The sequence below is a fragment of the Agrobacterium sp. CGMCC 11546 genome (assembly GCF_013365515.1).
Classification (GTDB): Bacteria; Pseudomonadota; Alphaproteobacteria; order Rhizobiales; family Rhizobiaceae; genus Agrobacterium; species Agrobacterium fabrum.
On the sequence record NZ_CP047387.1, the window covers coordinates 630,509 to 643,426 of the forward strand.

A 12,918-nucleotide genomic window follows, 5' to 3' on the forward strand; every position below is an offset into this window, starting at 1 on the left:
GTCCTCTTGAAAGTGACGCGAGCGCGAAATTCCTGCCCTTATACACCCACCCCTATGCACCCATGACCAGCTTGAACGCGATGGCCCACATGGTGATGGCGATGACGCCTTCGAGAATGCGCCAGGCATAGGGTTTTTCGAAGATCGGCCGCAGCCAGTGCGCGCCGTAACCCAGCGAAAAGAAGAACAGCAGCGAGCCGGTTGCCGCGCCTGCCGCAAAGGTCTTTTCGAAACCGGGAAACTGCGTGGAAATCGTGCCGAGCAGCACGACGGTATCGAGATAGACATGCGGATTGAGGAAGGTGAGCGCCAGGCAGATGGCAAGCGTCTGCCACAGGCTCGCCTCCCGCCGCTCGGCCACAGACAGCACCTCGGATGAACGCAGCGCCGAATGCAGGCTTTTGGCACCATACCAGATGAGGAAAGCCGCCCCTGCATAACGCATGATCGGATCGAGTGCGGGCATGATGGCGCTGATCCGCTGAAAACCGAACACACCGACGGTAATCAGCAGTGCATCCGATATCGCGCAGGTGGCGCAGACGGCAAACACATGCGAACGCGCCAGCCCCTGTTTCAGCACGAAGGCATTCTGCGCGCCGATGGCGACGATGAGGCTGAGGCCCATGGTGAGGCCGGTAAAGAAGATCTGGATGTCCATGCGCGTCGAAGCCTCTGCCCTGTCCCTGTGACATGCCAAGGGCGTTGCCTCGGCTGACCACTTGGATATTTCTTTCAAATCGTTTAATCCAGTTAAACAAATTCATTCCAGATAAGCTTTCCTAATGTCGCTTTTTTTCCGAACGTTCTCTCGAAACCAACCTCGATATCCGGTGCCATGATGCTCGACTATCCTTCCATGCGCGCCGTGGCGCTCGTTGCCCGGGCCGGCAGTTTCGAAAAGGCGGCGCAGGTGCTGTGTGTCACGCCATCAGCCGTCTCCCAGCGCATCAAGCAGCTGGAGGAGCGGCTGGGCGTGGTACTGATCGTGCGCGGCAACCCTTGCGTGGCGACGGAGAAGGGCGAATGGCTCTGCCGGCACATGGATCATGTCGGCATGCTGGAAAGTGAATTGTTCCGCCAGCTTCCGGCGCTCGCGGAGGCAGGCGATGCGCAGGAGCGGGTGACGCTCAACATCGCCACCAATGCCGACAGCCTCGGCACCTGGTTTCTGGATGCGGTATCGAAATTCACTGGCGGCAGCGATTATCTCGTCAATATCGCCGTCGACGATCAGGATCACACGGTGGAATGGCTGCGCGGCGGCAGGGTGCTCGCCGCCGTCACCGCCCATGACAAACCGGTGCAGGGCTGCCGGGTAACGCCGCTCGGCGTGCTGCGTTATCATGCGACCGCCAGCCCGGATTTCATGGCCCGCCATTTTCCCGAAGGCGTGACCCCCGCAGCCCTTGCCCGCGCGCCGGGATTGACCTTCAACCAGAAGGACAGGCTGCAGGCGAGCTGGATCAGGACGGCGCTGGGCGAGGATGTCTCCTATCCCACCCACTGGCTGCCCTCGACCGATGGTTTCGTGAAAGCGAGCCTTGCCGGCATGGGGTGGGGGCTCAATCCGGTGCAGCTCGTCGGGGAACACCTGAAGGCGGGGCGGCTGGTTGAGCTGATGCCCGGCACGCCGCTTGATATTCCGCTTTACTGGCAGGTGAACCGGCTTGCAGCGGAGCGGTTGGCCGGGTTGACGGCAAATATGGTGGGGACGGCGAGGGTGGTGTTGATGCCGGTGGGGTGAGGTGGTTCGGGTCGTGCGGCGGTGGGCGATGTGGTGAGCGCTGGAACGTGTGGTTCACCCCCCTCTGTCCTGCCGGACATCTCCCCCACAAGGGGGGAGATCGGCAAGACGCATGCTTCTCGCTCTTCCCGCAGCATTCAATGTGGTTGACAGGTCGCCACTGGTCGATCTCCCTCCTTGTGGGGGAGATGCCCGGCAGGGCAGAGGGGGTAAACCCCACGCTCCGTAATTATCCTCAATAAGCGCGATGCGCCCGGATATCACCGCCGAGCCGCATCGCCACCTTCCGGGCCGTCCCGGTCAAGCAATGGTCCGGACCACGCACACTATCCCAGCCAAGCACAGACTCACGGCCTAGCCGCACCTCCCATCAAATAACGCGCCACGGCCTCATAGGCGGGCAGCGATGTCGGGTCGTTGGCGGCATTGCTGGCGACGGGGTGCGAGGAAAAGCGGGCGATGACCATGTCGGCGGCCGGGTCAACATAGATTGCCTGACCGTGCACGCCCCGCGCCATGAAGGCGCCATTGGCATTGTGGGTGACCCACCACATGGCGCGATAGCTCCAGCCCTGCAGCGCCGGATAACCGCCCTTCGCAAAAGCCGTCTTGTCGCCACCGTGGCGGATCGTGTCGATCGCCTTCTGCGGAATGAGACGCTGGCCATCCACGACGCCGCCATCGAGCAGCAACTGGCCGATGCGCGCCATATCGCGCAGGCCGGCATTCAGACCGCCGCCGGCAAACGGCGTGCCGGTGGAGTCGACGGTGTAATAGGCGTCCTGTTCGGCACCCATCCGGCTCCATATCCGCTCCGAGAGCAGCTCCGCCACCGATTTTCCCGAGACGCGGGCGATGATCCAGCCGAGTGCATCGCTGTTGATCGTCTTGTAACCGAAGGCAGACCCGTGTTCGCCCTGTTTCACCACCGTTTTCAGATAATCGAAATAGCTGCGTGGGCCTTCGTAACCATCGGGCTTGGGAAGCGGATTGCCGGCGGCCGAATAGATCCACACATCGGCATTGGGGTCGGCATAGTCTTCGCTGTAACGCAGGCCGGTCGTCATATCGAGAACCTGCCGGATCGTCGCATCGCCGAATGCGCTCTTTTCAAGTTCGGGAACGACGGTCGCGACCTTGGCATTTTCGTCGAGCGTGCCTTCGGCAACCAGCATTTCACCGAGAAGGCCGGTCAGCGACTTCGTCACCGACATGGCGCCATGTTGCCCCGCCTCGTTCAGGCAGCCGGAATAACGCTCATAGACGAGCACACCCTTGTGCAGCACGACGATGCCGTCGGTATAATTCGCCGATAGCGATTGCAGCCACGTCATGTCTTGATCGGCGCCTGTCGGCCGGAAGGTCACGGCGTCCATGGCGGGATCGAGCTTGCGCTCAAGCGCTGCCGGTGCGCCGAGACCACGGCTTACATTGACGGTCGGCATCAACTGGCGGAAGTGGCAGACCGTCCAGCGCGATTTCGGAAAGTTGAAATAGTCACTGTCGGAAAAGCGGATGATCTTGTCTTCCGGTGGCGGAAAGCCCTGCATCCAGCCGAGCTTCAGCGGGTCCGACTGCTCCGCCGAAAGCGGCGTAGCGTTCTGGCTGGACGCGGCGTAAGGGTAGGCCAGAACGGGCAGCATGACCGCAAGAACGATCGACAGGGTTTTAGAAATTGACGATGACATTAACGAAGCCTCCAAGCCAGTTCGGCGAATTGTCTGCGGTCAGGGAATTCATGCCCTTGCCGGGGAAGGAAATGCTGACGCCCGCCGTGAGATAGGTGTTGGGATTGATGACGCGCGAATATTCCAGATAGATATCATCGGCGAGATGGTGGTCGCCCACGCCGGCAACGGGGGTGGGCGTGCCGTCTATGTTGTCGAGGCGTGTGCCCTGGCCGAACTGGATCGGGCTGTTCAGCTCATTGGCGCGGATATGCGCGTAGCGCAGCGTCCATGTGTCGGCCTGCGTCGGTTTCACCTGCAGGCTGATCTGATGCGCATTGACGTTCGAATTCAGGAACATCATGGAAGATTTCGTGCCTGTCGACCACGCGCTCGGATTGCCTTCGTAATAGAGCGGATCGAAGCGTTCCAGACGCGAAGTCGAAGGATCGTCGCCGGAGAAGGTCTGGTAGCTGTAGGCGATGGTCGGCGTCCACGAAACCTCTTCGAACGCATAACCGACCTGGGCGCGGCCGCCCCAGGCCCTGAGGTTGATATCGGGGTTCCACTGATAGGCGATATCGCCACCGATGAAAAATCCCGGCAACGGCGCGTCGAACGGATTGGTGCGGGTATAGGCGTTGATGAAGCTCAATCCCTCGCGCGCACCCGGCATGATGACAGGCGCGCCAATGCCGCCAGCCGCGGCCCGGGGGTAGGGCGAGCCGGATTCCGGAACATGGCCGAATGTAACCCCGGCATATCGACCCTCTTGTGGCTCATAACGCAGATCCGTTCCTATGATCTCCGTTCCGCTGTCCTTGTCGGATAATTCATTCGCGTCGATGAAAAAGGCCGTCGCGGTCAGGTCATCCTTGCCGAACCGGAGGATGGCCGCCTGTTCCCATGCCTTTCTCGGCCCAAGTTTCAGGGCGCCGCGCTCGAAACCGCTCGAACCGCCATTGGCGATCAGCATGCCTGTGCCTGTCTGGAACGGACGCGGCCCGAGGGAAATATCGAAGAAGGGGCCGGTTTGTGCCTTCGAACGCAGGCCGAGATAGCCGTCTTCAAGCGTGATGGCGCCCGTACCGCCAGCATCGAAGGCATCGGTGCCAAGCGTGCCGGAGGCAACGACGGAGAGTTTTCCATAAACCTCGAGCACGTCGCCGGCATCGACGGTAAAACCGATCCCGGGCATCAGATAACCTTCAAGCCAGCGCGTGTCGCTGTCGAAGCCGGCGGATGGCGCAAAGGTATCGGCGAAGTTCCAGAACAGGTTCTGTTCGGCCACGGCGTTCACACCAGCCTGAAAATGCAGGCGCAATTCGAATCCCGGCTCGTCGATCAGGAGCATGGGATCCTGCGCGTGGGCCGTAGCGGGTACAAGCCCCAGGCCGGCGACAAGAACGGCCGCAATTGCCTGCCGTTCTTCTCTCGCATTGCTCATGCCGCCCCCCCGGGATCGCCGTTGTCACACAGTGATAACTGCGCCCACTTAGACATGAATTGGCTGGATTGGTCTATTCAATCTTGGAGTGTGGAAAGAATATTCGGCTGTTTTACAGCGGGGGACGCCCGACTGTAAAAAAGTTCGCATAAGAGCATTTTCCAACATGATTGATATATCCGTGCGCGTGGAGGCGCTGGAATTATCGTCGTCCTGCTTCCCGAATACCTGCTCGGGCATATTATAATTGGCTCGATCAACATCCTCTGGTTGCTTGAGAGAATGAATGTTCCTGCAGCCGCAAGGGTCGCGAAACTCCATTTCCAGTGGCGGCATGGGACGTATCCTAACGACGCCCTGCTTCATCCCTGGCATCACGGATAGTGGCTTCGGCCACCTTCTGCGTCGTGACCGCCAGAGGCGGGGCTTCCTTCATCGTCTTGGCGATGGACCGGATGACACGGGTTGCCTCGGCTGAGAGCGAGCGGGGGCGGGTGAGTGCCGGCATGGCGGGCGCAGTGGTGGCGGATGCGGCGGCGACCTGTGCCGAAGGCTGCGGACGCGCGCCTGTCGGCAGCGGGTTCTGGATGCCGGGAATGGGGCGCAGCTCCATGCCCTGATGGGCATAGTCCATCAGCCGCTTGTAGGTCATGGCGGGAAGCGCGCCGCCGGTCATGTTGTTCATCGGCGTGAACTCGTCATTGCCGAACCAGACGGCGGTCGTATAGTTGCCGGTAAAGCCCACATACCAGGCGTCGCGATAAGCCTGTGAGGTGCCGGTCTTGCCGCCGGAGACGATGCCGTTATCCAGTGCGCCGCGCCGGGCCGTGCCCATCACCGGAATGGTCACCAGCATCTGGTTCATCTTCGAATTGGCTTCTTCTGAAAGCACTCGTTTGGCGGGTGGCTCGTCATGGCTGAAATCGTAGAGAACGTTGCCCTCGTAATCCATCACCTGCTCGATGCCGTGGCGGCGGGACTGCATGCCGTCGGCCGGGAACACGGCATAGGCGGTGGCCTGATCGAGAACCGTGACTTCCGAAGTGCCGAGCGGAATGGTCTTGTCGCTGCGAAGCGGTGTGGCGACACCCATTGCCTTGGCGGTGTCGACGATTACCTGCGTGCCGAGCACGTCCTTGGCAAGCCGGACCGGCACGGTATTGTAGGATTTGGCGAGCGCTACCTGCAGCGTCACCTTGCCGGCATAGGAGCGGCCGTAATTCTGCGGCGACCAGCCGCGCCAGGTCACCGGCGCGTCTGATATCAGCGTGTCCGGCTTCATGCCCTTTTCCATGGCGGCCGAGTAGGTGTAGACCTTGAAGGAAGAACCCGGCTGGCGCAGCGCCGCCGTGGCGCGGTTGAACTGGCTTTCGCCATAGTCACGCCCGCCGACCATGGCGCGCACGCCGCCGCCGTTCTCGATCATCACCATCGCGCCTTGTTTGACGCGGTAACCCTCGCCATATTCGCGCAGCTCCATTTCCATCGCCTGTTCGGCGGCCTGCTGCAGGCCGGTATCGATGGTGGTGCGCACAACGACGGTATGATCCCTAAACTTGCCTTCCGCGGCCAGCCGCTGCACCTCGTCGAAGGCCCAGTCGAGGAAATAATCCGGCGCCTTCACGTCGGCGCGGTCGATGACGGTGGCCGGGTTGCGCCTGGCGCCGATCACCTGACCCTCGGTCATCAGCCCGCTCTGCACCAGGTTGGAAAGCACGGTGTTGGCGCGGGCACGCGCGGCGGGCAGGTTGACATGCGGCGCATATTTGGCGGGCGCCTTGAACAGGCCGGCCAGAATGGCGGATTCGGAGAGCGTCACGTCGGTCAGGTTCTTGCCGAAATAAAACTGCGCTGCCGCCGCTGCGCCAAAGGTGCCGCCGCCCATATAGGCGCGGTCGAGATAAAGGCTGAGGATTTCCTTCTTCGACATGTTGCTCTCAAGCCAGAGCGCGAGGAAGGCTTCCTTGATCTTGCGCTCCAGCGAGCGTTCATTGGTGAGAAACAGGTTCTTGGCGAGCTGCTGCGTCAGCGTCGAGCCGCCCTGCACCACGCCGCCAGCGCGGGCATTTTCGCTCATGGCGCGGGCAAGGCCGATGAAATCGATGCCGAAATGGTCGAAGAAACGCCGGTCCTCGGTGGCCAGCACCGCCTTGATGAAATGATCAGGCATCTGGTCGATCGGCACGCTGTCTTCATGGATGATGCCGCGATGGCCGATGGTGTTGCCGTAACGGTCGAGGAAGGTGACGGCGAAGTCGCCGCGATACCGCCAGTCCTTCTTGGTTTCCTCGAAGGCGGGCATGGCGAGCGCCAGAAGCACAATCGAGCCGGCCGTTCCGAAGGTCAGCGCGTCACAGGTCAGGTTGACGACAAGCTTCTTCCAGCCGCGCACATGCAGCTTGCGCGAGGCGATGGTGACGTCTTCCCAGAAATCCACCAGCCGTGCCGCAGCTGTCCACAGGCCGCTATCGATGAAGCTATCGATCCGGAGCAGGATATGCCGCTTCCTGCGGCCTTTATTATCGTCTTTTTCTTCCTGCACCTGGCGATGTTTTCCTGTTCGAGGCAACGAGGCCGTCGGTATTTCTGCGTTTCAACCCATTCCCGACGCAAAACCATGGCATGCTTGTGTCGGAATTGCTTGACGCGGCGGCTTCTTGCGGGCCAATGACCCTTTGCCGCCCGCCAATCGTCATAAAATATCGTACAAACCAGCCCTTGGCGATACGATATAAATGATTAGGGGCCGGTTAAACACTCCCGTCCAAGAGATCAAAATGAAACGGAAATGTTAACGATGAATGACGCGCCGTTCTGGAAAACCAAATCACTCACCGAGATGACCGGCGAGGAATGGGAAAGCCTGTGCGACGGCTGCGGCCTGTGCTGTCTCAACAAGCTGGAAGACTGGGACACCGGCGAAGTGGTGTTCACCTCGGTTCGCTGCGTGCTGCTGGATGGCGAGAGCTGTCGATGCTCCGACTATGAAAACCGCCGCGCCACCGTGCCGGACTGTATCCAGCTCGACCTGAAGAAGGTGCATGAGATCGGCTGGCTGCCGCCCACCTGCGCCTATGCGCTGGTGCGCGACGGCAAGGATCTATACTGGTGGCATTATCTCGTCTCCGGCGATACTGAGACGGTGCATGAGGCCGGCATTTCCGCGCGTGGGCGCACCGTCAGCGAGGCCCATGTGGATGTTGACGACTTCGAGGATTATGTGGTGGACTGGCCCCTGACAGTGGGTGAGAAGGCGGGCGAAAAGCAGCGGACCTGACGGAAAAGGTCCATTTTCGTTTTGGTCCTATTCCTGCCCCATCCGTTACCTAAACCGCTCCGACCATTCCGGCAAATGATCCGCAAAAGCGGACAAGGGACATCAAAACGCATGCACTACCGGCTGCCCGCCATCGTTCTTTCGTGCCTTGCCCTTCCGGGCCTTCTGCCGCTTTCCGCTTTTGCCCAGCAACAGCCGCAGGCCTTTGAATGCACGCTGGTCACATCAATCGAGACGGGCGCCATCATCAACCAGCAGGGCGCCTGCGATCAGCGCGTGGCGCCAGCCTCCACCTTCAAGGTGCCGTTGGCGCTGATTGGTTTCGATGCCGGTATTCTTCAGGACGGCAAGACGCCCGCCTGGGAGTGGAAACCCGGCACTGAAGCCCGCGCTTCCGACAGAAAGACGGTCGATCCGACGATCTGGGAGCAGGATTCGGTATTGTGGTATTCGCGCGAAATTACCCGCCGCCTCGGCCCGGAAAAATTCGCCGCCTATGTGAAGCGCCTCGGTTACGGCAATGCCGATGTGTCCGGCGAACCGGGCAAGAATAACGGCCTCACCCATTCCTGGCTTGGCGCGTCACTCACCATTTCGCCGGTGGAGCAGGTGGGTTTCCTTCGCCGTCTTCTCGGCGGCAATCTGCCTTTCTCCCGCGATGCGCAGGCAAAGACACGGGCCATCATGCCGGTCTTCGATGCGCCGGAAAGCTGGGCGGTGCACGGCAAGACCGGTACCGGCTATATGCGTGACGAAAAAGGCAATCCCGACCGTAACCGTCCCTTCGGCTGGTTTGTCGGCTGGGCGGAGCGCGAGGGTCAGCACATCGTCTTCGCAAGGCTGCGTGTCTCCGACAAACCATCGAACGAGCCGCTCGGACCCGCCGTGCGCGATGCCTTCCTGCGCGATATTCCGCGGCTGGCCGTGCATCGGTAAGCGACGGATACCCCTAGCTTCGGAGAAAGACATCAGCATATGTCGAACGCCTCCCGCGATGTCATCAAACTCTATACGGATCACGGCGCCGATTTCGACAAGGAGCGTGGTCGCTCCCTTGCCGAAAAAACCTGGCTGGACAGGTTCACCTCGCTTTTGCCCGACGGCGGCTCCATCCTCGATATCGGCTGCGGTTCGGGCGAACCGATTGCCGGTTATTTCATTGCCAAAGGTTATGCCGTCACCGGCATTGATGCGTCCCGGCCGTTGATCGAACTCTGCCGCAGCCGGTTTCCGGAAAATCTCTGGGCGGTCGCCGATATGCGCGAACTGGCTGTTGGCCGCCGCTTTGACGGCGTGATCGCCTGGCACAGTTTTTTCCATCTGAGTCCCGAGGATCAACGACTGATGTTCGGCATCTTCTGCCAGCACGCCAATGAGGGCGCGGCCCTGATGTTCACCGCCGGGCCGGGCCGCGGCGAAGCAATCGGCACGTTTCAGGGCAAGCCGCTTTATCACGCCAGCCTTGCGCGCGAGGACTATGAGAGCCTGCTGGTCGCCAACGGATTCAGGCTTCTCGACCACATAGTCGAAGATCCGCAGTGCGGTGGGGCGACGATTTATCTTGCCAGACGCGTTACGGCGTGATCGGTGGCTTGTACGGCCCGGCCATCCCTAGCCGATGAGCCACATGACCGCCTTGATATTGCTGCCTTTATGGCCGTTGGCTGCGCTCACGATTGTGTGTTCGACAAAAAAATCTCCTTCCCTTGACCTTCCCATCATGGGAAGCCCTACATAAAGTCTCGAAAGGGGATTTCCCATGAATGAGACAGTCAGACACGCCCATCAAAATCAACCGGTTTCCGTGCCCGTGGAAGGCATGACCTGCGCCTCCTGCGTCCGGCGTGTGGAAACCGCTGCCGCTAAGGTGCCGGGTGTCGCTTCGAGCTCGGTGAACTTCGCCACGAAGAAGCTTACCGTCGAGCCGGCCGAAGGATTCTCAGCCAGGACGCTCGGCGCGGCCATCAAGAAGGTCGGTTACGATATCGCGCCGGAGCGGCAGGAATTTGCGGTCGAAGGCCTGCACGGCGAGGCAGAGGCCGAGCGACTGAAGGCCGTTCTGGACGCCGTCGCCACCACAGTCAACGTGAAGGTCGACGCTTCAGCCGGCAAGGTCGCGGTGGAAACCATCGGCGGCCGGCGGGAGCGGGATGCGCTGGTGGAAACGGCGAAGCTTGCCGGCTTTGCGTTGAAGACACCGAAACCGCACGGACATTCCGCCCATCAAGACCACAGCCAGCATCATGGGCATCATCAGGGCCACAGCCAGATGGTGACGGCCGGTGAAAGTGGCGGCCATGATCATATGCACCATGCGGGCGAAGAGGGCGCGCTGAAACGCGACCTGACGATTGCCGCGATCCTGACCGCGCCGCTTTTCGTGTTGGAAATGGGCGGCCATATTTATGAGCCGATGCATCACTGGCTGATGGGCATCATCGAGACACAGAACCTCTATTACATCTATTTCGTGCTGGCGACGGCGGTGATTTTCGGACCGGGACTCCGCTTCCTCAAGACCGGTTTTCCCGCTTTGCTACGCGGCGCGCCGGAAATGAACTCGCTGGTGGCGCTGGGTGTCACAGCGGCCTATCTCTACTCCGTCGTGGCGACCTTCGCACCCGATCTGCTGCCGGCAGAGGCGCAGTTCGTCTATTATGAAGCGGCAACCGTCATCGTGACGCTGATCCTCACCGGGCGGCTTCTCGAAGCACGCGCCAGCGGCCGCACGGGAGACGCCATCCGCAAGCTGATGAGCCTGCAGGCGAAGACCGCCCGGGTGGAGCGCGACGGTGCCACCATCGATATTTCCCCTGACGATCTGGTGGCCGGCGATATCGTCGTCATCCGTCCCGGCGAAAGGCTGGCGGTGGATGGCGAAGTCGTTGAAGGCTCGTCCTATGTCGATGAATCCATGATATCAGGTGAACCAGTGCCGGTGGAAAAGACGGTCGGCGCAGCGGTTGTCGGCGGCACCATCAACAAGACCGGCGCCTTCAAGTTCAAGGCGACCAAGGTCGGCGCCGATACCATGCTGTCGCAGATCATCCGCATGGTGGAGGAAGCTCAGGGCTCCAAGCTGCCGATCCAGCTGCTGGTGGACCGCGTCACCGCGCTGTTCGTGCCCGTCGTCATCGCCATTGCGGTGCTTACCTTCATCGTCTGGGCCGTCTTCGGTCCTGAGCCTGCCTATACATTCGCGCTGGTCAATGCTGTCGCGGTGCTCATCATCGCCTGCCCGTGCGCTATGGGCCTCGCCACGCCGACATCCATCATGGTCGGCACCGGAAGGGCGGCGGAACTGGGCGTGCTGTTCCGCAAGGGACAGGCTCTGCAGGAACTGCGCTCGGCGCAGATCGTGGTGGTCGACAAGACCGGCACGGTGACCAAGGGCCGCCCGGAACTGACCGATCTGGTGGTTGCGGAAGGATTTGCCGATAACGAGGTTCTGGCGCTGGTCGCCGCCGTCGAGGGCCGTTCGGAACACCCGATTGCCGAAGCCATCGTCCGGGCTGCGGAAGAAAAGAATGTGGCGACGCCTGCAGGACTCAAGCCTGCGACCGTCGAGAACTTCGAAAGCGTCACGGGTTATGGCATCGCAGCAACCGTCAATGGTCGCAAGGTCGAAGTCGGCGCGGATCGCTACATGGCGAAACTCGGCCATTCCGTCGATATCTTCGCTGAAGCCGCCGCAAGGCTGGGCGACGAGGGCAAGACACCGCTTTATGCCGCCATCGACGGCAGGCTGGCGGCTGCGATCGCCGTCGCCGATCCGCTGAAACCGTCGAGCGTCACCGCCATCAAGGCGTTGCAGGCGATGGGCATCGAAGTGGCGATGGTGACGGGCGACAATGAACGCACGGCAAACGCGATAGCCCGGCAGGTCGGCATCTCCCGCGTGGTGGCGGAAGTGCTGCCCGAAGGCAAGGTGAAGGCGATCCATGAGATGCGCGCCGGCGGCAAGGTACTGGCCTTCGTCGGCGACGGCATCAATGACGCACCGGCGCTCGCCGAGGCCGATATCGGCATCGCCGTCGGCACCGGCACGGATGTTGCCATCGAAAGCGCCGATGTGGTGCTGGTCGGTGGCGATCTTCTGGGCGCTGTCAATGCCATCGAGATGAGCCGGGCGACCATGCGCAACATCAAGGAAAACCTGTTCTGGGCTTTCGGTTACAACGTGGCGCTGATACCGGTTGCGGCGGGCGTGCTTTATCCCGCCTTCGGCATCACGCTGTCGCCGATGATCGGCGCGGGTGCGATGGCGCTGTCCAGCGTCTTCGTCCTTGCCAATGCGCTGCGGTTGAAACGGGCAAAGGTTGTGCACAGGGAGGTGACGTCGTGAATATCGGCCAGGCATCGGAGGCATCGGGCGTTTCCGCCAAGATGATCCGTTATTACGAGCAGATCGGCCTCATCACCCCCGCCGCCCGCACCGGCAATAATTACCGGGTCTATGGCGAGCAGGATGTGCACAATCTGCGCTTCATCAAGCGGGCGCGTACGCTCGGTTTCTCGCTGGAAGAAACCGAGACTTTGCTGAAACTCTGGCAGGACAAGAGCCGCGAGAGTTCGGCGGTGAAGGAAATCGCGCTCGTCCACATCGCCGATCTCGAGCAGAAAATCGCCGAGATGAAGAGCATGGTGAAGACGCTCTCCCATCTCGCCCATTGCTGCGGTGGCGACCACCGACCCGACTGCCCCATCCTCGACGATCTCGCGGGCGCCGACAAGACAGACGGCAAGCCCGCGAGAACCCACTGAACTGCAATATCAGCCG

10 protein-coding genes are annotated in these 12,918 nt (G+C 61.2%); 6 read left to right on the forward strand and 4 right to left on the reverse strand.

Going from position 1 to position 12,918, the window contains the following annotated elements:
* Positions 1–52 precede the first annotated feature (52 nt).
* Positions 53–661, reverse strand: coding sequence for a LysE/ArgO family amino acid transporter (locus tag GSF67_RS03220; protein WP_006311225.1), 609 nt, complete (start codon positions 659–661; stop codon positions 53–55).
* Positions 662–841: 180 nt separating this feature from the next.
* On the opposite strand from GSF67_RS03220, the gene GSF67_RS03225 reads away from it, so the two are divergent.
* Positions 842–1,747 carry a LysR family transcriptional regulator ArgP gene (locus GSF67_RS03225; protein WP_035214771.1) on the forward strand — a complete coding sequence of 302 codons (906 nt, stop codon included), beginning with the start codon at positions 842–844 and terminating at the stop codon, positions 1,745–1,747.
* Positions 1,748–2,094: 347 nt separating this feature from the next.
* Here GSF67_RS03225 and GSF67_RS03230 read toward each other — a convergent pair whose 3' ends face one another.
* The 3 genes from GSF67_RS03230 to GSF67_RS03240 all read right to left on the reverse strand — a co-directional run bounded on the left by GSF67_RS03230 (position 2,095) and on the right by GSF67_RS03240 (position 7,403).
* Positions 2,095–3,390 (reverse strand): serine hydrolase, encoded by a 1,296-nt coding sequence (locus tag GSF67_RS03230; protein WP_050813469.1) that lies wholly within the window; start codon positions 3,388–3,390, stop codon positions 2,095–2,097.
* A 25-nt stretch (positions 3,391–3,415) separates the two neighbouring features.
* A complete protein-coding gene (locus GSF67_RS03235) occupies positions 3,416–4,861 on the reverse strand; it encodes an alginate export family protein (RefSeq protein WP_006311229.1) in 1,446 nt (481 codons plus the stop codon).
* Positions 4,862–5,207: 346 nt separating this feature from the next.
* Complete coding sequence (locus GSF67_RS03240; protein WP_006311231.1) at positions 5,208–7,403, reverse strand: transglycosylase domain-containing protein; 2,196 nt, start codon at positions 7,401–7,403, stop codon at positions 5,208–5,210.
* Positions 7,404–7,658: 255 nt separating this feature from the next.
* Here GSF67_RS03240 and GSF67_RS03245 point away from each other — a divergent pair, with 255 nt between their 5' ends.
* The 5 genes from GSF67_RS03245 to cueR all read left to right on the forward strand — a co-directional run bounded on the left by GSF67_RS03245 (position 7,659) and on the right by cueR (position 12,902).
* Positions 7,659–8,138 carry a YcgN family cysteine cluster protein gene (locus GSF67_RS03245; protein WP_006311232.1) on the forward strand — a complete coding sequence of 160 codons (480 nt, stop codon included), beginning with the start codon at positions 7,659–7,661 and terminating at the stop codon, positions 8,136–8,138.
* 111 nt (positions 8,139–8,249) lie between these two features.
* The gene (gene blaOXA / locus GSF67_RS03250) at positions 8,250–9,074 is read left to right on the forward strand and encodes a class D beta-lactamase (RefSeq protein ID WP_035214768.1); all 825 of its coding nucleotides are present in this window, start codon (positions 8,250–8,252) and stop codon (positions 9,072–9,074) included.
* Positions 9,075–9,113: 39 nt separating this feature from the next.
* Complete coding sequence (locus GSF67_RS03255; RefSeq protein WP_006311234.1) at positions 9,114–9,722, forward strand: class I SAM-dependent methyltransferase; 609 nt, start codon at positions 9,114–9,116, stop codon at positions 9,720–9,722.
* Positions 9,723–9,897: 175 nt separating this feature from the next.
* The gene (locus GSF67_RS03260; RefSeq protein ID WP_006311240.1) at positions 9,898–12,483 is read left to right on the forward strand and encodes a heavy metal translocating P-type ATPase; all 2,586 of its coding nucleotides are present in this window, start codon (positions 9,898–9,900) and stop codon (positions 12,481–12,483) included.
* Positions 12,480–12,902, forward strand: a complete 423-nt coding sequence (cueR, locus tag GSF67_RS03265; RefSeq protein WP_006311241.1) for a Cu(I)-responsive transcriptional regulator — start codon at positions 12,480–12,482, stop codon at positions 12,900–12,902. Before GSF67_RS03260 ends, cueR begins: the two co-directional genes overlap by 4 nt.
* Positions 12,903–12,918 lie beyond the last annotated feature (16 nt).